This is a genomic window from Paenibacillus sp. BIC5C1 (assembly GCF_032399705.1).
Lineage (GTDB): Bacteria > Bacillota > Bacilli > Paenibacillales > Paenibacillaceae > Paenibacillus > Paenibacillus taichungensis_A.
Genome location: NZ_CP135922.1, coordinates 3,822,478 through 3,844,864, shown reverse-complemented (window position 1 = coordinate 3,844,864; position 22,387 = coordinate 3,822,478). Strand labels below are relative to the sequence as shown.

Annotated in this window: 20 protein-coding genes; 16 read left to right on the top strand and 4 right to left on the bottom strand. The window is 43.8% G+C overall.

Annotation, left to right across the window (positions count from 1 at the left end):
* Positions 1-4 precede the first annotated feature (4 nt).
* The 3 genes from RS891_RS17110 (at position 5) to RS891_RS17100 (ending at position 2,473) form a co-directional block, all read left to right on the top strand.
* Positions 5-748, top strand: a complete 744-nt coding sequence (locus RS891_RS17110; RefSeq protein WP_315792530.1) for an SDR family NAD(P)-dependent oxidoreductase — start codon at positions 5-7, stop codon at positions 746-748.
* Between the two features lie 447 nt (positions 749-1,195).
* Positions 1,196-1,996 (top strand): Cof-type HAD-IIB family hydrolase, encoded by an 801-nt coding sequence (locus RS891_RS17105; RefSeq protein ID WP_315792529.1) that lies wholly within the window; start codon positions 1,196-1,198, stop codon positions 1,994-1,996.
* 66 nt (positions 1,997-2,062) lie between these two features.
* Positions 2,063-2,473 (top strand): nucleoside 2-deoxyribosyltransferase, encoded by a 411-nt coding sequence (locus tag RS891_RS17100; RefSeq protein WP_181586807.1) that lies wholly within the window; start codon positions 2,063-2,065, stop codon positions 2,471-2,473.
* 97 nt (positions 2,474-2,570) lie between these two features.
* On the opposite strand, the gene RS891_RS17095 is transcribed toward RS891_RS17100, so the two are convergent.
* Positions 2,571-2,972, bottom strand: coding sequence for a VOC family protein (locus tag RS891_RS17095; RefSeq protein ID WP_113056393.1), 402 nt, complete (start codon positions 2,970-2,972; stop codon positions 2,571-2,573).
* A gap of 331 nt (positions 2,973-3,303) precedes the next feature.
* Here RS891_RS17095 and RS891_RS17090 point away from each other — a divergent pair, with 331 nt between their 5' ends.
* Together RS891_RS17090 and RS891_RS17085 are read left to right on the top strand one after the other, a co-directional pair.
* Complete coding sequence (locus RS891_RS17090) at positions 3,304-4,104, top strand: GNAT family N-acetyltransferase (protein ID WP_315792526.1); 801 nt, start codon at positions 3,304-3,306, stop codon at positions 4,102-4,104.
* 315 nt (positions 4,105-4,419) lie between these two features.
* On the top strand, positions 4,420-5,718 hold the full coding sequence (locus RS891_RS17085) for an NCS2 family permease (protein WP_113056391.1): 1,299 nt from the start codon (positions 4,420-4,422) through the stop codon (positions 5,716-5,718).
* 72 nt (positions 5,719-5,790) lie between these two features.
* Here the strand turns inward: RS891_RS17085 and RS891_RS17080 are convergent, their stop codons facing one another.
* The gene (locus RS891_RS17080) at positions 5,791-6,543 is read right to left on the bottom strand and encodes a MerR family transcriptional regulator (RefSeq protein ID WP_315792525.1); all 753 of its coding nucleotides are present in this window, start codon (positions 6,541-6,543) and stop codon (positions 5,791-5,793) included.
* 15 nt (positions 6,544-6,558) lie between these two features.
* Positions 6,559-7,179 (bottom strand): CPBP family intramembrane glutamic endopeptidase, encoded by a 621-nt coding sequence (locus tag RS891_RS17075; protein WP_315792524.1) that lies wholly within the window; start codon positions 7,177-7,179, stop codon positions 6,559-6,561.
* A 222-nt stretch (positions 7,180-7,401) separates the two neighbouring features.
* Between RS891_RS17075 and RS891_RS17070 the strand changes: the two genes are divergently transcribed.
* The 7 genes from RS891_RS17070 (at position 7,402) to RS891_RS17040 (ending at position 15,881) form a co-directional block, all read left to right on the top strand.
* Positions 7,402-7,941, top strand: a complete 540-nt coding sequence (locus RS891_RS17070; protein ID WP_113056388.1) for a cysteine hydrolase family protein — start codon at positions 7,402-7,404, stop codon at positions 7,939-7,941.
* A 274-nt stretch (positions 7,942-8,215) separates the two neighbouring features.
* Complete coding sequence (locus tag RS891_RS17065; protein WP_315792523.1) at positions 8,216-9,160, top strand: ABC transporter permease; 945 nt, start codon at positions 8,216-8,218, stop codon at positions 9,158-9,160.
* A gap of 15 nt (positions 9,161-9,175) precedes the next feature.
* Complete coding sequence (locus RS891_RS17060) at positions 9,176-10,105, top strand: carbohydrate ABC transporter permease (RefSeq protein WP_315792522.1); 930 nt, start codon at positions 9,176-9,178, stop codon at positions 10,103-10,105.
* Between the two features lie 83 nt (positions 10,106-10,188).
* Complete coding sequence (locus RS891_RS17055; protein ID WP_315792521.1) at positions 10,189-11,691, top strand: ABC transporter substrate-binding protein; 1,503 nt, start codon at positions 10,189-10,191, stop codon at positions 11,689-11,691.
* 175 nt (positions 11,692-11,866) lie between these two features.
* Positions 11,867-13,594, top strand: a complete 1,728-nt coding sequence (locus RS891_RS17050; protein WP_315792520.1) for a sensor histidine kinase — start codon at positions 11,867-11,869, stop codon at positions 13,592-13,594.
* 3 nt (positions 13,595-13,597) lie between these two features.
* Positions 13,598-14,359, top strand: coding sequence for a response regulator transcription factor (locus tag RS891_RS17045; RefSeq protein ID WP_315792518.1), 762 nt, complete (start codon positions 13,598-13,600; stop codon positions 14,357-14,359).
* Positions 14,360-14,366: 7 nt separating this feature from the next.
* Positions 14,367-15,881 carry an ABC transporter substrate-binding protein gene (locus RS891_RS17040; protein ID WP_315792516.1) on the top strand — a complete coding sequence of 505 codons (1,515 nt, stop codon included), beginning with the start codon at positions 14,367-14,369 and terminating at the stop codon, positions 15,879-15,881.
* 159 nt (positions 15,882-16,040) lie between these two features.
* Here RS891_RS17040 and RS891_RS17035 read toward each other — a convergent pair whose 3' ends face one another.
* Positions 16,041-17,321: a glycoside hydrolase family 125 protein gene (locus RS891_RS17035; protein ID WP_315792515.1), complete on the bottom strand. Its 1,281-nt coding sequence runs from the start codon at positions 17,319-17,321 to the stop codon at positions 16,041-16,043.
* Between the two features lie 393 nt (positions 17,322-17,714).
* Here RS891_RS17035 and RS891_RS17030 point away from each other — a divergent pair, with 393 nt between their 5' ends.
* The 4 genes from RS891_RS17030 (at position 17,715) to RS891_RS17015 (ending at position 22,376) form a co-directional block, all read left to right on the top strand.
* Positions 17,715-18,665 carry an ABC transporter permease gene (locus RS891_RS17030; RefSeq protein ID WP_113056380.1) on the top strand — a complete coding sequence of 317 codons (951 nt, stop codon included), beginning with the start codon at positions 17,715-17,717 and terminating at the stop codon, positions 18,663-18,665.
* Positions 18,666-18,681: 16 nt separating this feature from the next.
* Positions 18,682-19,593: a carbohydrate ABC transporter permease gene (locus RS891_RS17025; protein ID WP_113056379.1), complete on the top strand. Its 912-nt coding sequence runs from the start codon at positions 18,682-18,684 to the stop codon at positions 19,591-19,593.
* Positions 19,594-19,633: 40 nt separating this feature from the next.
* The gene (locus RS891_RS17020) at positions 19,634-21,244 is read left to right on the top strand and encodes an extracellular solute-binding protein (RefSeq protein WP_113056378.1); all 1,611 of its coding nucleotides are present in this window, start codon (positions 19,634-19,636) and stop codon (positions 21,242-21,244) included.
* A 115-nt stretch (positions 21,245-21,359) separates the two neighbouring features.
* On the top strand, positions 21,360-22,376 hold the full coding sequence (locus RS891_RS17015) for a glycoside hydrolase family 130 protein (protein ID WP_113056377.1): 1,017 nt from the start codon (positions 21,360-21,362) through the stop codon (positions 22,374-22,376).
* Positions 22,377-22,387 lie beyond the last annotated feature (11 nt).

The window sequence follows — 22,387 nt, the reverse complement described above, 5'->3', positions numbered from 1 at the left end:
TCTTATGAAATTAAATGAAAAAGTAGCTATTGTTACAGGTGGTGCCAGTGGAATTGGTGAAGCGACCGTTCGCCTTTTCGCAAAAGAAGGAGCAAAAGTGGTCATCGCTGACTTCTCTGAACATGGTAAAGAGCTAGCTGCCGAACTCAATGGGGAAGGTCATGATACGTTATTTGTCAAAACAGATGTGACTAAAGAAGACGATATTAAGAACATGATTAATGAAACCGTTGAGAAATACGGTAAGTTGGATATTATGTATGCAAATGCAGGGGTTGCCGATGACGAAATCGCTGATGTACTTTCATATGATAAATGGAAAAGAACGATCGATATTAACTTGTCAGGTGTATTTCTTTCCGATAAATATGCGATTGAGCAGTTCCTTAAGCAAGGAAATGGGGGCGTTATTGTTAATGCAGGCTCGATCCACAGCTTCGTTGCGTTGCCTAAAACAACAGCTTATGCCTCAGCAAAAGGAGGCGTTAAGCTATTAACTCAGAATTTATGTACCGCTTATGCAAGCAAGGGGATTCGTGTCAACGCAGTATGTCCTGGATATATTGAAACGCCTCTGTTGAAGAATGTAGATGCAAAAAGCAAAGAATATCTAACTTCACTTCATCCACAGGGCAGACTTGGACGACCAGAAGAAGTAGCAAAAGCTGTGTTGTTCTTAGCCAGCGATGATGCTAGTTTCGTGAATGGTACGACCTTGCTTGTTGATGGCGGTTATACCGCACATTAATTTAGTTGAGATACAGGATGATTTTATCTGAAAACAGATGATCAAATCGAAATAAACCTCTAAATCATTGAAGACTTCTTCAATAATTTAGAGGTTTTGTTTTACATATGGCTTAAGCTATAAAAGATTCCTTAAATACCCTTTGACAGAGCATTAAGGTTTCCTGCATACTGACTTTATAAAGTTAGTTTATAAAGAGGGTTATAGAAAGAACTGATTACAATTAGAAGGATCTACCGAGATACGGGAGGTGATAGTTATGGTTTATATAATTTTAGCAGCTATTATTTGGGTTGGGGCATATGCGGCTCTGAAATGGTCGGGTCAGCCTATAGAAGTGAAGCCGATTCGATCCATTAATGATCTTTTTGAATAACGAAAGGAATTGTCATAGGCACTTAATGAGTATTCTTTATAAAGAATGTTGTTATACTAGGAGGATTTTAAATGATCAAACTTGTAGTAACTGATCTGGACGGAACATTTTTGAATAATCAAGGTTCGTTTGATATTGAACTTTTTAATGAAGTGCATGAAGAAATGCAAAAGAAAGGAATAACGTTTGTTGCCTGTACGGGAAAACAGTGTGAACGAGTAGAAAAGTTGTTTGGTGAACACGGGAAAGGTATCTGGATTCTTGGTGATAGCGCAGCCAGAATCAAGAAAGATGGAAAAGTCGTTAAAGAGTTTAGCATGGATCGCACACTCGTTCTGCGAGCCATTGAAGAAATTCAAGGTTTTGATCCCCATATGACAATCATTGTATGTGCAAGCGATGCAGCATACGTACATTCCTCTATCTCTGATGATATGTACAACGTAGTTAAAGGCTCTTATGAACAAGTCATAAAAATGGATTCCTTCTCCGAAATCGATAGTGATTTTATCAAAATAACCGTATTTGATACAGAAGGCAGAAGCACAATGCTTAGAAAACATGTGGAACAAACGTTACATGGCCAAATCTACATTGTCGACTCTGAAGCCAGATGGCTGGATATTACGGCTCTTCATACCCATAAAGGCGAAACGGTAAAAAAATTACAGGATATGCTGGGGGTAACTGCGGAGGAAACGATGTCGTTCGGTGATGGAGAAAATGATGTTGAACTGATGGCCATCGCTAAGTACAGCTTTGCTGTTAGCAATGCTTGTGAGAATACCAAAAAAGCAGCGAGTTTCATCACAAAATCTAATGAAGAAAACGGCGTTCTTATAACCATTCAAAAAATGATGGATTTGCAGTAGAACTGCTCTAAAGATTCAATCAGAAATTACTACATGACGAAGCCTGTGAAAAGGAGCGTGGGATATTTGCACAAAAATGTATATTTGTCAGGCTCTATACTTACTTCTGGGGAACGACGGAAGTTGGAACGGTTAAATACGATTATGGAGGCACACTTCTTAACCACACATCTGCCACATAGAGACATAGAAACTCAATCTGTGGATTCAAAAAGTAGAGATGAAATGTTCAAATTCGCTGTTAAGGCGATAGAAGAATGTGATATGTTTGTCGCTGTAATAAACAATGACTTGAATTTAAGTAATACCTGCTGGGAGATTGGTTATGCTTATGCGCATAAGAAACCTATCTTTTGTCTACATGAAGGTGAATTCAATATCAATCAATGGGGACAACTCATGTTGATGAATTCTTCGGTTGTTTGTCATAATGTGGAAGAACTCACAGGGCAATTAAATCTTACATTGCAAAAATAGGTGCAGCTTCATAATTGATCAAAAAATACAATTAAAACGGTACGAAGCACCATATGAAACAAACGCCGGCGCCCTTAATAGGTAACCGGCGTTTCACTTATTTTTTCGGCATTTTACTCTCATCCATGTAAAGCAGGTTCCAGCGGTGTCCGTCCAAGTCGGCAAATCCTGCGCCGTACATCCAGCCGTCGCTTTCACTCGGTTTGCCAAAGATGCTTCCTCCGGCAAACTCCACTTTTTGAATAAATTTATCTATTTCTTCTCTGCTTTCAGCGCCAATGGAGAATATCACTTCAGCGCTATGGGAAGTATCTGCTGTTTTCGAACCTGTAAATTTCTCAAACGCCGATTCCGGGAACAATAAAATAGTTGTTTGTCCTATGGATAGCTTGGCTCTTTCGTTCCCAACGCTTACCGCATGGAATCCAATTTCATTGAAAAAGGCAGTTGACTTCTCAACATCTTTGACTGGCAGGTTAATCCAGATCTCCTGTGGCATGGTTATAGCCTCCTAAAATAAAATTTTAACTAAGCTTAATATACTCTACTTCTGGCAGCAGAAGCGAATCTTATCAAAGAAATAAATGAATGTTATTATTATGAATATTGAACAAACGGAGGGACGGACATAGATAAGAAGAAGTACTTTATCCTGATGCTGCCGATGTTAATCATTGGACTGCTTGTAATTTACTTTCTTCCAGCAAACCAGAGATCATATGTATTCTTAGTTCCTATTGTATTTTGGTTGGCATACTATATCTGGGTATTTGTTGAACGAAAACAAGATAAAAAAGAGAATAAGAAATTATAGGTTGAGAGGTGTTAAAATGATTTCGCATCGCTTGCTTACTCACGATACAATTATTGAATTATTGCCCAATATGAATACAGAACAGAATTTGCTTTTTTATAGTTATTTAACGCAACGTAAGGATAAGGCTCAATATGTTGGTCAATTTATGAATAGTCAACTTAAAGCCGTATTAGCTTATTATAGCGAACTATCCTTTCCTGCATTTTCTTTCTTCCGAGTTGCAGATCGGGACATCTTTTTGCCAGAACTCGTTGCTTTTACAAGAAAAACGATCCAACTTGACGAAAGTGCTGTATGTGGCACGATACTCTGTCAACGGGACCTTGAACTTTTTCAATCCTTTGGTCTGATCAAAGGAATTCCCCAGCGTTTTCTAACGATGAAACATCAGGATGAATCGAAACTCCTTGAAGCTCACATTGCAAAAAAGATAAATGAAAATGAATATTCTAAGGTAATTGATTTTTTACATAATGGGGAAATGAGGTTTTTCACAAGAAGTGAGTTAGAGAATTACCCTTTTCTTGGAATTAAGGAAGGGGAAGATTTCATAGCTGTTGGTGGCTACCATTTTTATGACTCTCAGCTAGTAGAGCTTGGGAATATTGTTACCAGGTTAGATTACAGAGGCAGAGGATTAGCTAAACGCCTAACCAGTGAATTGACACACCTCGGTAAAAAACTGTCACCAGATGTTTATCTGGGTGTATTAGCAAATAACCTGCCTGCTGTTCGCTTATATGAAGGCTTGGGGTATCAAACAACAATGGAACTTTTTATTGTCAATTTTACTTTATCCAAGACAGAAATATAGTCCAAATCATAGGACTTAATTCAGTATAGCTTACTCTAAAAAAGCGAATAAATACTTAATGTTATCTCTGTATAGTTCGTAAATAACTGTGAACAATACGTTAATTCATTGACAATGAGTGTGATATTAATTAAAATTCGAAAGGGCATCAGGGTAAAGCAGATATGAGTATCCTTATCATTGGTTTAGAATCTTAGCTTTTTAATCCTAATGACGAATATAGGAGCGGTAATATTACAATCCTATTACGATGATTAGGATTTTTTTTGTTTTTGCTCTGGAGAATAATTTGAAAGTTGGAGGCTGGCTTTAATCATGGACAATTGGTTCAAACTAAAAGAAAGAGGCACGACCGTATCAACAGAGATCATCGCAGGGATTACGACATTTTTCACGATGGTATACATAGTGATCGTAAACCCAGGAATACTCAGCAGTACAGGCATGGACTTTAACGGAGTATTCATTGCTACAGTATTGGCAAGTATTGTGGCGACGCTGATCATGGGAATTGGGTCCAATTATCCGATTGTCATAGCGCCTGGTATGGGTCTGAATGCATTCTTTGCCTATAGTGTAGTGGCTGGATATGGGGTGTCATGGCAGGTTGCACTAGGAGCGGTATTTATAGCAGGGCTTTTGTTTATTATTTTATCGCTTACTTCATTTCGTTACATGCTGCTTGATGCCATTCCTGCAAGCCTTAAGCACGCGATAACAGCAGGGATTGGATTGTTTATTACTACGGTTGGGCTGCAAAATTCCGGGATTATTGCTGATTCAGAATCAAATTTGATTACGATCGGGAACTTGGCAGAACCTATGACTTACTTGACCATTATCGGATTAATTATCACTGTTGTGCTTATGGCTTACAATGTAAAAGGTTATCTGTTCATCGGAATGGTAGTCACAGCGATACTCGCCTGGATCATGGGATTGTTTCAAATGCCGGAGTCGATTGTATCCTTGCCGCATGGCCTCACGTCAACAGCTTTCCAATTGGATTTGGCAGGCGTATTCTCTAATGGTTTGTATACCATCATATTTACGTTCCTGTTGATCACGCTGTTTGATACGACGGGGACAATGCTCGGCGTTGCTGAGCAGGCAGGACTGCTGAAGGAAGGTAAATTTCCGCGCTCACGCGGCGCCCTATTGGCAGATGCCGTAGGGACTACCACTGGCGCTTTACTCGGAACAAGCCCAACATCGGCTTATATCGAATCCAGCACAGGGGTGGCTGCAGGTGGAAGAACAGGACTGACGGCGGTAACAGTAAGTGTACTGCTTGCACTTACTTTGTTCTTTACACCTATCGTAAGTGTCATATCAGGTATCCCGGCGATTACTTCTCCGGCACTGATTATTGTTGGTTACTTTATGATTAGTGTTATCAGCAAAATTAACTGGAAGGATCTCGAAGAAACATTTCCTGCCTTCTTGATAATCATTCTTACTCCGTTGACGCACAGTATTGCGACAGGTATCGGTGTTGGCTTTATTTTCTATCCGGTACTCAAGTTGCTTCGCGGAAAGGGCAAGGATGTTCATCCGATATTCTATATTTTTGCCGTATTGTTCTTCATTCAGCTTGTATTCCTGGACCACTAAGAAACGGGTTTCATCAAAAAAGGAGAACTGCTCGTAAAAAAGCAGTTTTCCTTTTTATATGTAATCCTCGGTTTAATCCTTTAGAGAAGAGTTCTTCTTCGTATTGAATACCTCAAATGCTTCTTTTAAAAAATCCATGGTATGCTTAGGCACCAACGATTCATAGGGTTTTACGTTTTTATACAGTTCTTCGTTATTTACCTCTTCATTGAAAATCAGATCACTTAATGGAGTATCTGCAAATATACCGTGCAACTGCTGCTGTATGAAAGGATGGTCTGGGTTAAGATCCTTTACGATAGCTCGATGGACAAGCAATAACAAATTATAAAGTTTTCCATCCAAGTACGTTTGTTTAGAGAAATCCTCTGGAAACACCTGATCAATAACATCTATAGATACATACTTTTGCAGCAGCTTTTTTTGAGCCTGTTCAACACGCATGGAATTCATAAGGAGCATTAGTATTTCAGAGTTTGATTCATTAAGTTGATCTTGCTCGGTTAACAGTTGTATTCGTTCAATTAATGCTAAGGAACAATCAATTGCTTCCCTCCGCTGTCGAAGTGATTGTTCTTGAACTTTAATGATTTCCTCGAAAGAATAATTCGGATTATCCAAACAGACTTTAATCTCGTTTAATGAAAGGCCTAAACTTTGCAGTAATTGGATTTCATGAAGCCTTTTAAAATCCGCATTTACATATATATAATGATCATTTTCATTTTTTTGTGAGGGTACTAGTATGCCAAGTTGGCGATAATGTCGTAATGTACGGACCGTTGTGTCTGCCAGCATTGCAAATTTACTCACCGTTAATCTCATCTAAAATTCCTCTTTTCATAAATCATTCTTGTATTTATTCGCCAATATAATTCCAATAGAAATATTATAAATCCCATGGGCAAGCATCGGCGGAATTAATGACCCGGTAAAATAAAAGAGTAGTGCAAAAATCAAACCGTTTACAAACACACCAGTAAGAATACCAGTTGCTCCTTTATATTGGGGAACATGTATTGCCCAAAATAAGAAAGTGCTGATTAGAATAACGAGCCAATCCACAATTATAGAATATCCAATAAATAATCCTATCAGGACACCTCTAAAAAAGAAATCTTCAAACACCCCACCACCTATTGCAGATACAGCTATACCACTTGGTCTGATCATTATTTTTTTAATCATATCTGATCCCTCGGTTTTGGGTAATTCTGTTCTTGTTTTGATGAATGTAATTAGTACAATAGTTGTTATAAACAAACTGGAAATAAGACCAATGAGTACTGTAGATAAAATACTAATTTCGTTTGGTATAAATAAGGAAGCTATAAATGATAACATTTCTCCCCACTTAAATATCCCAATAAAAACCAATCCGATTAAGAGAAACGATGATAGCGTTAGTGATGCTCTTAACAGTATTTTGTATTGTTCCTTTGCAGTAGGCTTAGTCATCATAAAACTCCTTTTATCTCATTTTTTTCATTGTAGATTGTGACGTAGCGTCCCCCGCAATATTTGTTTTTTGTTATAAAAACAAAGTTCTCGTCCCAAACGGAGGGCAAGAACTTTGTGTCATAGCTGATTAGATGTAAAAATTGATGAATATAATTATGCTTACGGGCAATTCTAACCTCTAGAAATGAATGAAGAAGTATCCAGAATGAGGAGGGGATAGTTATGATCTACAAGCCAGCTTTATTAATTATAGATGTACAAACCGGATCATTTATAAATCCTCTCTTTATTCATAACAGTGAAAATTTATTAAATAATATCAAACAACTTATGATTGGTGCCCACATAAGTAAGATTCCAGTCATACTTACGCAGCATAATGGTAAATTAGGGACACTTACCTCAAAAACATCCTCAGGGTGGAGTCTCCATCCCGCTTTACCCTTGATCACTCAAGATGTGATAATTGAAAAGAACTTTCCAGATTCATTTCAAGATACCACCCTTGAATCACATTTAACTCAACTAGGCGTTAATCAACTGATTGTCGCAGGAATTCAAACTGAGATATGTGTTGATGCGACATGTCGTAGAGCATTTAGCTTGGGATATGACGTTATTTTAGCAAAAGATGGTCACAGTACCGCGGACTCTTCCTCTTTAATTGCAGATCAAATCATTACACATCATAATACTGTTCTACAAAACTGGTTTGTATCTTTAAGCGATACCCAGAATATCATAATGTCGGTTTTACGGTAGACAAGTATCCATCTACGTATAATGTTTGCCTCCGCAGATGAGATGAGTTATAAAAATAGTGTTGTGGATCGTACGTTCATACATAGTTCCAGGCCTTGAGGGTTATAAAGTCTCAAGGTCTTTCTTTTATTCTCTAACCAAGTATTGATGTGAAATATACTGAAACCTATTGTTTTTTGACTATTGTCTTACGTTTTTGATCTAGGAATCATCTGGCGATTTTCATAGAATTACAACTAATCGAGGATAGGTTCTACAAGAAGGGAAGAATGATATGGGAGCAAAAGTCACCCGCAAAAGAGTAAGAACACGCTGGCGCAAGCATGATACCGAGCTCACGCTGCTCGTGCTTCCGACCACAATCTGGTACATTTTGTTCAGCTTCTTGCCGATGTTCGGTGTCATTATCGCTTTCAAGAATTTTAAGATTCACGGGAATTTTCTCAGTAATGTTATAAACAGCGACTGGATCGGGTTCAAAAACTTTGAATTCCTGTTCAGTTCGAATGACGTCTGGATCGTAATTCGCAATACAATCGGTTACAACATGATCTTTATTATTTTAGGTATCATCGTGCCTGTGTCACTTGCATTGATGGTTGGACAGCTGCACAGCCGCAAGGCAGCCAAGGTGTATCAAACGATGATGTTTCTCCCGTATTTCCTATCTTGGGTTGTCGTTTCCGCGGTGCTTTGGGCATTCCTGAGCTATGACAAGGGGATAGCCAATCAAGTACTGACCCATTTCAACCAGGATCCAAAAAATTGGTACATGGAACCATCCTATTGGCCTTTTCTGCTTGTATTTATGAACATGTGGAAGGGCCTCGGCTATGGCATGGTTGTCTACTTGGCAACAATCACCAGCATGGATTCAACGTATTATGAAGCGGCTGTCATTGATGGCGCTAGCAAGTGGCAGCAGACACGGTATATTACACTGCCGTTAATGAAATTTGTTATTGTGCTGATGTTTATCCTGTCTGTTGGAGGTATCTTTTCCACGGATTTCGGTTTGTTCTTCCAAGTGCCGCGGGATTCCAATTCTCTCTACAATGTGACCACGACGGTCGATGTGCTCGTGTACAAACAACTCAAAACCGCGACGGTCGGTATGGCATCCGCTTCTGCCTTCATGCAATCTGTACTGGGCTGCGGAATGATCCTATTCGCGAACTGGGTCGTTCGCAAAGTTGATCCAGAGAGCGCACTGATTTAGAGAGGAGGCAGGAAGATGTCAACACAATCAAGCTACGACTCCGGTCTTGAAAAGTTTAACCGAGTCGGCAAAGGAACGAACATTTTTTTTCACCTCATCTTTATCATTTTAGCTTTGTTATGCGTAGTCCCTATCGTCGTAGTGCTATCCATTTCACTGTCTAGCGAGGCTTCCATTCGAGAGACCGGTTACCAACTCCTGCCGTCGGCATTCTCGGCTGAGTCCTACAACTATATCGTTAAGCAGGGCTCGATGATTATACGTGCACTCGGAGTCTCCGTGTTCGTTACGGTAGTAGGAACGCTTATCGGCGTACTGCTCACCACTTCGATGGGGTATGCATTGTCCCGTCCACAATTCAAACTAAAAGGACTGCTGACATGGATTGTATTCATCCCGATGGTTTTTAACGGCGGTCTTGTCTCCAGCTATTATATCAATTCGACGATGTTGGGATTAAGCAACACAATCTGGGCGCTGATTTTACCCTTAGCCGTGTCCTCCTTTAATGTCATCATCTGCAAAACCTTTTTCAAGACGACCATTCCGGACGGGCTGATCGAATCGGCAGAAATCGACGGAGCAGGTCAATTCCGCGTCTTCTTCACGATCGTGCTCCCGATCTCACTACCTGTTCTAGCGACGATTGGTCTGTTTCTCTGCTTCTCGTACTGGAATGACTGGTTTCAATCGATGTTGTATATTGACGACCAAAGCTTGTATTCGCTGCAGGCACTACTGAACAGCCTGATGAGTAACGTTGACGCGCTGGCTAAAAACGCCTCGACGATGGGCATAAGCTACGCTGAACTTGTCGCCACCATGCCCAAAGAATCGGCACGTATGGCTGTTGCGATCATTATCGTACTGCCGGTTGCTCTAGCGTACCCCTTTTTCCAGAAATACTTTATCTCCGGTTTGACCGTGGGTGCAGTTAAGGGATAAATCGAAATAAATCTGGAAATTTCAGGTTTATCATAATTTTGCGCAGGATCGGTGCGTGTTAACTAAAGGGAGGGAATAGAGGAATGAGGACAAGGTTTAAAGCATGGATGAAAGCTCCGCTTTTGATTGGAGTGGTAACGCTGGCTATCTTTGGTTTAACAGGCTGTTCCGGTTCAGACAACAATAACGCGTCAAACAACACGCCAGCGGAAAACTCAGGATCGAATGCAGGCGAAGGTTCCGGCGAGGTGCCTACGCTGGTGTGGTGGACGATCGGCGGACAAGTGCCAGCCAATTTTGATAAAGCAATTGAGAAGATAAACGAATATACGGCAGAAAAGATTGGTGTGAAAATCGATCTCCGCGTTGCCAGTTGGGGTGATTGGGACACCAAGATCAATACGATTGTAAACTCCGGTGAAGCTTTCGACATTATGTTTACGAATAACGGAAAATACAGTCAACAGGTCAATATGGGCGCATTCACGGATATTACCGACCTTGTACCAAGCACGGTACCGGACTTGCACAGTTATATCCCAGAATTGGTGTGGGATGGAACGAAAGTCGGTGGCAAGATTTACGCTGTTCCTACGTATAAGGATTCTTCTTTAACCCAGTACTGGGTGTTTGACGATGCGCTCGTGCAAAAGTACAATATCGACCTCGGCAGCATGAAGACACTACAGGATCTGGACAAGCCATTCCGTGATATCAAGGCTGGTGAAGGCAAAGGGTTCTATCCACTGTCCGTGACCCAGGGAGAGGGCATTAACGGTTTCTTTAATGACTATGACGATATGACTCTCGGCTTTCAGCCAATCGGCGTCAAGGCCGAAGATGAATCCCGCACAGTCGTTTCTGTTCTGGAACAACCGGATATACAGGAAAAGCTGAAGCTTATGCATCAATGGTACAAGGACGGCATTATCAATCCGGATGCGCCGACCAAGATCGAGGCCGACCCTTATCGCCCGTTCTTCAGTGCGCAGGCGTTCCCTGGTGCAGAAGTGAACTGGCAGATCTCCGCGGGTATTGATAAATACGACATGGTTCAAATTCTGGGTCCGATCTATACAACCAGCACAATTCAGGGATCCATGAACGCAATCTCCGCCAACTCCAAGTACAAGGAAGAAGCGCTTAAATATCTGGAACTGGTAAACACCGACTCCAAGCTGCGCAATATGCTTGCCTATGGCGAAGAGGGTGTCGATTTCGATTATGTAAACGACAATACAGTTGAACGGAAAACCGATTCATGGCCACTGGCGGCCTATACGCAAGGAACGTTTTTCAACATGGCTGTCACGAAAGGTGCACCTGAAGATCAGTGGGACCAGGTTCGCAAACTGAATGAAGCAGCCACTTCATCTTCGATCCTTGGCTTTGCACTGGATATTAGCGAACTCGGCACTGAAGTAGCCAACGTGAAGGCTGTATGGAACAAATACAATTATGAGCTGATCACTGGTGCATCCGATCCGGAGCAGAAGATACCACAAATTATAGAAGAGTTAAAGAAAGCTGGCTTGGATAAGATTATGGAAGCCGCACAAGAACAGATCAACGCATATTTCAAATAATCCTTGAGACTTGTGACAATAACCCGAACGGAGCCGTTGTGGCCGTTCGGGTTTTCCAATCTTACTGGTGACATTTGCTTTTAATTTGAGATTATAACGGATTGATTTGTCTGACAAATAGCTATATGGTAAAACTATAAGTCTCAATAATAATCCAACTGCTAAGGAGAGCTGCATGTTTTCCTTCTTTCAAATCCAAATCTACCGCCGCAAATTTATTGCTTACGCGATTTTCACGTTATTCATGGGTCTGATTTTAAGCGTATTGACCACACTTGTTTTGCTGCAGCAGTGGTTAGAGAATGCTCAGAATCAAGCGGCAGATGCATTCTCCCGGGTTGAGAGCATTCTTCAAAACGATGCTGATCGGATTGAAGCCTATTTACAGCGAGTTTACTCTAATAACGGTCTGGTGGCAGACGTTCGTTTTTTTCTCGCCAACAGTGCGGAGGGCTATCTGACGGGAAGACTCCAGAACAGCCGCTATGATCAGCCTCTCGCTTCGTTTCCAGAAGACGTGAAAGCTTTTCTCGGCAGCGGGCAGGAAGATATCATCCAGGTGAGCCTACATACTGAGGAACGAGGCAACGTAGTGCGTTTTGCCAGTAACGGTGCGATGAGCTTTTTGTTTAATCTACCTAACACGGATGAGATATTTCGAGAGACAATCCAAAGAGGATTCGTCATCCGCAAGCAGCTGCTGGACGAAAATCAAATCTCACGTCAGCTCGGTGAATTTCGTTTTCTGGTCAGTAGCGATGTATTATTCAAAGGCGTGCAGAAAAATCGGTGGATTGAAAACGGAGTCGTCAGCACGGCTGGGGATGTCTATCTCATGGACGCAGGAGGCAGAGCCAACCAGGAATTATTCAGACAGGCTGCGTCGCACGAACGTAGCAAGGGCTTTATGCAGTTAGGCAAGCTGGACCGCGTGTTTTATGTGACCCATTCGTCCAATGCTTACGACTACCAATTCATCAGTGTTGTAGACATGGCAGTGCTTTTCCGGCAAAAAGCCGGCATGCTGATTATGGTGTTCTTGATCTTCTTGACAGCTATGGTCAGTTTTCTCCTGTTAATCGGATACAATCTTCGTGAAGACGCAGGTTTTCTGCAACGAATCATTTATTCCATCCAACGTGTAAAATCCGCCAATTTTACGCCAATCAGTCCGACCCGTTATCGAAAGAATGAGTACGGAATGATCGCGAGGGAACTCGACGATATGACGCATCAGCTTAACCAACATATTCGAACCGAATATTTGCTAAAACTGAAACAGAAGGAAACAGAAATGAAAGCGCTTCAAAATCAAATCAACCCTCATTTTTTGTACAATACACTTGAAATTATCCGATCGTTTGCGCTGGCAGGCCGCGCGGTTGATACGGCTGAAGCGGTAGCTACCCTAGGCTCGTTATATCGTGAAATCGTGAAGAACGAGGATATTATTCTGTTGGCCAGTGAGTTGGCTTTGCTTGAAAAGTACTTAAAGATCATGGAGTTTAAATATCCAGACAAATTCTATTATCAGATCAATGTAGACCAGGGACTGCTGTCTCAACCTACAGTTAAATTCTGGATGCAGCCGCTCGCCGAGAATTTTTTCGTTCACGGCTTCCATTCGGACCACGAATTTAATCTGCTTGTTGTAAATGGCTTGGAAAATGCCCACTCGTATGTATTGGAGATTGTCGACAACGGGAACTCGATCTCGGAAGATCGATTGGCTGATATCCGCCGCAATCTGTCTTCTGTGGGGGAATCGGCATCGGAGAGCATTGGCCTGCGCAACGTGTATACACGGCTTCATTTCTTCTATGGAAAAGGCTTTACCATGCAAATTGATAATAATGTGGAAGCAGGTGTCAAAGTTACCTTAACCATAGCGAAGGAGGCGTAATGTATGTACAAACTTCTGATCGTTGATGACGAGCCACTAATCCTGGAGGGAATCAAGCGAACGCTGGACTGGGAAATGCTCGGCTTCAGACAGATTGAGACCAGCGAAACCTATGGGGATGCGCTAACAAAGGCCGTGGAGTTTTTGCCAGACCTCGCAATCTTTGACGTTTGCATTGGCAAGGAGCGCGGCTATAACGCCATTCACAAGCTTAATGAGTTAGGGCTCCCGACTACCTATATTATGATGAGCGGTTACGGTGAGTTCGAGTACGCCCTGGAGGCTATTCATTGTGGGGTTAAGGATTATCTACTCAAGCCCGTTGAGCGAGCAAAGCTTCAAACTCTGATTGAACGAGTTATTGTTGAAAATTTGAACGGTACGCTGGAGGGAAGAAATCTGAACTGTCGTGACATTGACCCCGTATTGGAAGTGCGCTACGACAGCTTATCCAAGCTAACCAATCGCATTTTGCTGATGGTTAAGGCTGAATACGACCAAAATATCAATCTTAAAGTGTTGGCCAGCCGTTTTCGGATGAACGGAACCTATCTTGGACAGTTGTTTCTGAAAGAAACCAAGATGAAATTTTCGGAGTATCTGATGGTATACCGGATGTTATGTGCACGAGATCGTATTCAGGCTACAAATGAGAAGATATCGACGATTGCACTCTCCGTCGGTTACGCCAATCTAAACTACTTTTACACGCATTTCCAAGCCTACTTCAGCAAATCGCCTTCCGCTCTGCGGAGAAAGGAGTAGACCAGAAATGATACATTCATCTATCTGGAACATATTTATCAAGGCTATCCTGATTCTAGCCATGTTGACGCTGCCTCTGTCCGGGTGTATATCCATATCGGGCAAGAACGAGGAATTCGACAAAAATATCAACACAGTGAATCTGATTTATTATACGCTTGGCAATCCTGACCCGGATCTGAAAATGGTAAATGCTAAAATCAATGAAGTGTTAGCTCAAAAAATCGGAATCACTATTACATATATCAAGATTGGGTGGCAGGAGTATAATGACCGTATCAATACGCTAATTTCGACAGGAACTCCTTTTGACATTGCTTTTACCACGGATTACTCAAGCTATGTTCAGCGGGGAGCATGGCTGAGACTGGACAGCTACTTATCCAGCTTCGGCAAGGATATGTACGACGCGGTCAACCCTGTCCTATGGCAGGGCGTTCGGATGGAAGACGGCGGCATCTACGGCGTGCCCACGAATAAGGAGCTTGCGGTCCGCATGCAATGGATGTATCCGGAGTCGCTTGTCCAAAAGTATGACATCGACATTACAAAGTACAACACCTTGGAGTCTTTGGATCCGCTGTTTCAAATGATCAAGGAAAAGGAACCCTCTTATCAGTTGATGGAGCTGGACAAGGATTCCCAGAACTTCTTCGCCATGTACGGTTACGAATATGTGCTGGATAAACCGCTACCTCTGATGGTGCGTTCTCTGGATCCAGATGCTCAAGTATTCAATATATTTGAGACCGAGGAAGTAAGGCAGGTGCTGGACATACTCCGCAGCTATTACGTCAAGGGTTACATCAATGAGGACGCCGCCCTGCGGGAGGGCCAAAATCTCAAACGCGAAGAAAGGGTTTTCTGGAAAGCTGCGGGAGGAGGACCTCTTTCGGAAAATAGCTGGAGCAAGGATCGCGGCTACAAGGTTGTTGCTTATCCCGTGACCCCGCCTTTGATCACGACGGAGTCCGTTCGCGGCGGAATTATGGCAATAAACGCAAAATCAGCGCACCCCGTTGAAAGTGTAAAGTTTTTGAATTTGCTCAACACGGACCCGGAGATCCGCAATCTGTTTAATTACGGTATTGAAGGTGTTCATTATACGTTGGACAAGAACGGACAGGTGCTGCTGAAATCTTCTGAAGACAGCGGCGACGATCCAGTCGCAGTAGTTGGCTATGAAGGTGTACAGTATACGCAAGGAAACTGGTTCATTCTCAAAACGATTGGGGGAAAATTTCCCGATCCGTTGGATAAGTGGGATCAGTTCCGAGCAGCAAACGCTGAATACGTCAAATCGAACTTGCTCGGATTCACGCCAAATTTGACCAGTATGTCCATTCAGATTAACCTCATAAAAATGGTTTGGGAAAAGTACTATCCGAGCCTGATGACTGGCAGTGTGGATGTGGACAGGGTACTGCCCAAATTCAACGAGGAACTGAAGCAGGCGGGCCTGGACGAGGTACGGGAAGAAATACAACGGCAGCTTGACGCTTGGCGTGTTGAACATCCATAAAGGGGAGGAGCGAACACCTGGAAATTTCCTAATTTTACAAATTGGTAATATCCGGCTGTGCCTTCCTTCTAAATTGGATGGACCAGCCGGTTCGTCAATAGGTGGAATGCGTTACGGTTCTCCCATGTTGTCATTTAAAAGTGTAAGGTTTAGATAGACTTAGACAATTCCTTTGTCCATGGCTTTACCAATCAGTGTAGCAAACAAACTGTTGGACCAGGCGAACCATTCACGCGAAAAATCGGAGGGATCATCCGGATGAAAGCCTTCGTGCATATATCCGGTATCCGCATCGGTCCGAACAAGCATATCAATTAATTCTTTGACCTCCTCATCATTATCTGCTGTCAGCGCCTGCATGGACAATGCCATATGCCACACATAACCTCCCGGGGTATGCGGACTACCGATGCCTCTGGCATGTTTACCCTCGAAATAGAACCGGTTATCGAAGCTTAGGGCAAAGCGACGGGTATTCTGATAAATTTCATCCTCCACACCCACATAACCAATATAAGGAATAGATATCAGCCCTGGTGTGCCGGCATCATCCATTAGAGAATAATTACCGTATCCATCCGTTTCGTAGGCGTAAATTCGGCCGTATTTTGGATGATTTACAATTCCGTAGGTCCGGATGCCGAAGTCGATCTCCTTGCGCAGCTTTGCTGCCCGGGCCGCCAGTCTTTCGTCCGTGTAAATTACGCTTGCGATCTCGCGAATATAGTCCAGAATCACTACAGCGAACATATTGGATGGAATATTGTAGCCAAACTCACAACTGTCATCGCTCGGACGGAAGCCCGACCAGCTCATACCGGTGTAATTGACAGGCATGCCACGTCCGTTATTGTGCAAAGTCTCCGTATCCTGAAGCGTCTCCCGGATGAAATGGTACGGTGATTTCTCCCCGTGGTACTGCTCCGTCTCGATAACGTTTACGATAGAGGTCAGCGCCTGGAAGCAGGCAGTATCAAAGATATCAGTCTGTTCCGCTTCCTTCCAGTACATATAAGCCAGCTGTACAACGAAGCAGAGGGAGTCCAGCTCGTATTTGCGCTCCCACATCCACGGGTTTAGATTGCAGTCATCCGTAGCCCGGTAATGTTTGTCACTTGCCGTTTCGTTGAAAGCGTTGGTGTACGGATCAATATTGACATAGAACATCTGACGGGCGATCAGGCCGCGGAGAATCCGCTGCAGCGCAGGGTCATTTTTGGCAAAAGGGATATAATGGCGCACTTGCTCCGTAGAATCACGCAGCCACATGGCCGGGATATCCCCGGTAAATACAAAGGTGGTACCGTCTTCAAGCAGCTTGGTTGTTGTCTCCAGCGTATTCGGAAAGCAGTTGCGGAATAGTTGCTGCAATTTCGGATGATGCGCGAGCCGTTCATCGGCTTCAGTAAGATACGTAGTTATGGAAGCTGGCATGTTCATAGTCTAACTCTCCTCTAAAGTTAAGATTATAGATTGTACGTTTTGTACTACCGCAGGACACTATCTTAATTTGGTTGCCATTCGTAGCAAATGTTTGCATACCTTCCCAATGAACACAATATGTCACTTATGAAGTGGGATAAGAGGTTCATAAGTGACATATTTGCAGCAATGCTTCGATTGAAAATATTCACTTCAAGGCAGGGCGGAAAATACCACAGCAACGCGGTTTTACACTCTCTTAACATGACAATGCAGAACCTACATATTTACGGTGTCAACTTTGTTTCACTACACTTCGAATTGTAAGCGTTCGCAAGATTGGATGAGCAAGAATGCGAATCAGCTACATGATTTCATGTAACGAAAAACAACTTAGAGAGGAGTGGGAGAATGAAGGGGAGTTATGCTGATGTATCCGTAAATCCTTCAATAAAGAACAAATCCCTTGGCAAAAGAATCTGGAAAAATTGGGAACTCTATCTGTTCATGTTTCCCGTGTTATTGTATTTCCTCGTTTTTCATTACGGTCCGATGTACGGTATTCAGATTGCTTTTAAGAATTTCGTACCTTCGAAAGGAATTACGGGCAGCGAATGGGTCGGTTTTGACCATTTTGAACGGTTTTTCAATTCCTATTTTTTCTGGGATCTGCTATGGAACACGTTCAGTATCAGTTTCTATGAACTTGCTATCGGTTTTCCGCTTCCGATCATTCTGGCACTGGCTTTCAATGAAGTCCGCAACGGCCCGTTCAAGAAATCGGTTCAGACGGTAACCTATGCGCCACATTTCATTTCTGTAGTTGTTATGGCAGGGATGATCATTACTTTTTTATCACCCTCTAGTGGAATGATTGTCCGGTTCATCGAGTTCCTGGGCTTACAACCAGCGGCGTTTCTGACTGATCCGGCCTGGTTTAAGACAGTGTATGTCTTCTCGGGCGTCTGGCAGAGTACAGGGTGGGGAACTATTATTTATCTCGCGGCTCTGTCAGGCGTAGATCCCCAGCTGCATGAAGCGGCCATTATGGATGGAGCTAGCCGCTTTAAACGGATGCTGCATATCAATCTGCCGACGATCGTGCCCACCATAACGATCATGCTGATCTTGAATATGGGTAATATACTGGGCCTTGGTTTCGAGAAGATTCTGCTGCTGCAGAATTCGCTCAATATGGAGGCTTCCGATGTAATTTCCACCTATGTATACCGTGCGGGCCTTGTAAACGCCCAGTACAGCTTCTCAACAGCTGTAGGATTGTTCAATTCGGTAGTCAACGTTATTTTGCTTGTTACTGTCAACCAGATCGCCAAACGCACCAGCGAGAATAGCCTCTGGTAGAAAGGAGTTGAAGTCAGTGGTTACTGCCATGAAAGAATCCAAGGGGGACAAGCTGTTCCTGATTAGCACCTATATCTATTTGGGCCTTGCACTGCTGGTCGTTCTCTATCCTCTAATCTATATTCTCAGTGCTTCAATCAGTTCACCGCAGGACGTCAATTCGGGAGCTATGTGGCTATTTCCGAAGAATGTGACACTTGACGGCTACAAGCTTGTATTTGAGAACCCGAAGATATGGAATGGTTACTGGAACACGATCATTTACACTGTAGTGGGGACTCTGGTCAATCTCGTCGTTACTCTGCCGGCCTCGTATGCCCTAAGCAGATCTGATTTTGTCGGGCGCCAGTTGTTTATGGGCCTCATTCTGTTCACGATGTTCTTCAGCGGCGGAATCGTGCCGACGTATCTGCTGGTCAAGAATCTTGGCCTCATTAACAGTATGTGGGCATTGATCCTGCCAGTGGCCGCTTCGGTTTGGAATATTGTCGTAGCCCGCACCTTTTTTCAGACGACCATCCCAAAAGAACTGCAGGAAGCGGCGCATATTGACGGTTGTACGAATTTAAAGCTGTTTATACGCATTATTCTGCCGCTGTCGGCACCAATTGTGGCCGTTATGGCCCTATTCTATGGAGTAAGCCATTGGAACAGCTACTTCCCGTCCCTGATCTATTTGAATGATGAAGCCAAGTATCCGCTGCAGATGGTTCTGCGCCAGATTCTTGTCCTTCAGGAAATGTCGGCCGAAACCACGGGCGCTTCGATCAATGGCGAGGTGGCGACCGCTATGAATAATAAGGCAGAAACGGCATCGTTGATCAAATATGGAGTCATAGTTGTCTCCACATTGCCCATCGTTGCAGTCTATCCGTTCCTGCAGCGTTACTTTGTCCAGGGGGTCATGATTGGCTCTGTTAAAGGCTAAACGATTAGAATGTTTATATATAACAAGGGAGGAATTATTCATGCAGATTACACGCAAACCATGGAAGCTTCTGCTCTCTTCAGCTCTAGTTCTTACACTGCTGGCAGGCTGCAGCAATTCAAATGAAGGTGCAGCGAATAACAGTACCGGGGAGGTCGCTATCAATAAAGAAGGCTTCCCCATTGTCAATGAATCCGTGACTTTGACGCTTATGGCGCCAGATGTAGGAATTCAGAACTGGGAGAAGATGGCGGTGCTCCAGCAGATGCAGGAGAAGACCGGCATTAAGCTGGAATACAAGAATGCACCGAAGGACAGCTTCGAGACCAAGAAGAATTTGGTGCTCGCCAGCGGGGATTACCCGGATATTCTTTATGCTGCGGGCCTGACGACCGCAGAGCAGATGAATTATGGAGAGCAGGGTATCATCATACCCCTGGAGGATCTGATTGAAGAATACGCTCCCAATTTCAAGTCACTGCTGGAGGAGAATCCGGACGTCCGTAAATCAATTACAGCACCGGACGGGCATATTTATTCCTTGCCGGTAGTAGAACTTAGCCAGCACTGGTACCGCAATCCGATGTGGTATAACGGGGACTTCCTAAAGGCGCTGAATATCGATAAGCTTCCCGAAACGACGGAAGAGCTGTATACCTACCTGAAACGTGTGAAGGAGGAAGATCCAAACGGCAATGGCAAAGCCGATGAAATTCCGATTTCCTCAGTGACAACACCCGCTGCGAACCTCCGCGATATCCGTACCTGGCTGCTTGGCGCCTTCGGTATTTATGAAGAAGAAATCTACGTGGACGATGCGGACAAGGTACACTATACACCGCTTGAAGAAGGTTATAAGGAATATTTGACCTATATGAACCGCCTGTGGTCCGAAGACCTGTTGGATCACGAGAGCTTCTCGCAGACGGCAGAGCAGAAGAAGGCCAAAACGCAAAATAATCAAGTTGCACTCTTTTCAGACTGGCATGCCTACATGTCCAAGGGCGGAGAGCCTTCGACGGCAGATCCGATGTTTGCGCCCGTCCGCAGTGAATCCATTGCTGCTCCTGCAATTGCAAAGAACAGAGGAATCACAACTGGCGCATTTGCCATCACGGAAAGTAATCCCGCTCCGGAAGCATCTATGCGCTGGGTGGATTATCTCTATTCTTATGAAGGGGCGATGTTCTTCAATAAAGGGCCAGAGGGAATTCTCTGGGAATACACCGACAAAGAGAATCGGGTCAAGAAGTACTTACCTGTACCGGACGGCAAGGAAATGGAAGATTACCGGGCAACTCTGACGCCCAACTACGGCATTCCAGCTCCAACCCTGTCCATGGATGATATTAGTAAGGGGCTGAAGACAGACTTTGACCTATGGGTAGAGCAGGAAACCCAGCAGAAGCTTCTCGATAAAGGCGCACGAATTCCATACCCGACCTTGTTCTTCACCGTGGAAGAGCAGACCGAAATCAGCAGCCTCAATTCTGATTTGAGAACATATGTGAATCAGATGGAAGCGAAGTTCATCACTGGTGCCGAGCCGCTTACGGGTTGGGATAATTATGTGGCGACCGTCAAGAAAATGGGCGGTGAGCGTGTAGCTGAAATCAACCAAGCTGCATATGATCGGTGGAAATCCAACTAATAAGGCCAATGCGGTTCAGTGACGACTTCCGGCGGAGTATCCCGATTTCTTTTAAACCCTATAAAGTCCAGACGATTAAACTATACCATGAACATGAATTGCAGGAGGGATAGATATGCAAATCACGAGACATCCGGATAATCCTATTGTTGTCCCGGGCGGATATGAATGGCGCAAGGTTACGGTTTTCAACCCTGCAGTCATCATTGATAACGGTAAATTTTATATGATTGAGCGCACCGCAGGTTCCCTAACGCCATGTAAGAATTACCTGGGTCTGCTTGAGAGCGAAGATGGCGTGAAATTTACCCATGTGAGAGATGAACCGATTGTGACGCCTGATATGCTGGGATTCCCTTATGGCAGTGTGCAGGATCCGCGGATTGTCAAAATTGACGGGACCTTCTACCTGAATTACGCTCTGCGACCCTGTGCTATGAGCTATTATCCTACTGGGGCAGGGGTTCCCTTGCGCTCCATTCCGGAATATCCCGACGGGTGGGGGGAAGAAGAGGGACATTGGTTGACCCGGTCCTCCATTCTGAAATCGGATAATCTGTTGGATTGGGAGTTTGTGTCGGACACGACACCACTCGATATCAATGACCGGGACAACATTCTGTTCCCCGAGAAGATAGGCGGCAAATTCGTGCTGCTGCGCCGCCCTGAGGAATACGTGGGAGAAGACTACGGAACGAATAATGCGGCCATGTGGATTACCTACTCTGAGGATCTTGTGAACTGGGAAGAGCCCAAGCTTCTCGCCACCGCCGGAAGTCTGTCCTGGGAATCGCGGAAAATCGGAGGTTCTACGCCACCGGTACGTACGGACAAAGGCTGGCTGGTGCTCTATCACGGCGTTGATGAGGATATTGTCTACCGTGTGGGAGCAATGCTGCTGGATTTGGAGCAGCCGGAGAAAATCATTGCCCGGACAGCTAATTTTATTATGGAGCCGGAGACGTACTATGAGAAATTCGGGTTCCAGATTCCGAATGTCATCTTCCCGACTGGAAATGTGGTCAAAGACGGACTGCTCTATATCTATTACGGGGTAACGGATACAGCGATTGCGCTCGCAACTGTTCCTTTGGATGAGCTGGTGGATCATATCCTCCAGGAAGCGCAGTAGCAAAACAACCC